General features: G+C 50.4%; 1 pseudogene. It reads left to right on the top strand.

What is annotated here, in order from left to right:
- Positions 1-163: pseudogene (locus J3482_RS22235) on the top strand (IS110 family transposase); the annotation flags it as partial.
- Positions 164-254: the final 91 nt, after the last annotated feature.

The raw sequence follows: 254 nt of genomic DNA, 5'->3' as shown, positions 1-254 counted from the left end.
CCTGGAGTTAATAGACACCATCCCCGGCGTCGGTCGACGAACAGCAGAGCAAATCCTAGCGGAAATCGGGCGGGACATGGATCAATTTCCATCCGCCGCTAATCTGTGCTCATGGGCGGGTTTGGCTCCAGGAAATAACGAAAGTGCAGGAAAACGAAAGTCGATGGACGAGTGAACACGCTCCCGGTTGTACCAGATTTCGATGTATTCGAAAATTCGTTGTATGGCTTGCTTACGCGTTTTGAACTTTTCCA

Source organism: Alicyclobacillus suci, assembly GCF_017329615.1.
Classification (GTDB): Bacteria; Bacillota; Bacilli; order Alicyclobacillales; family Alicyclobacillaceae; genus Alicyclobacillus; species Alicyclobacillus suci.
Note: the sequence above shows the minus strand (reverse complement) of the source record. Positions and strands in the feature narration are given on the sequence as shown.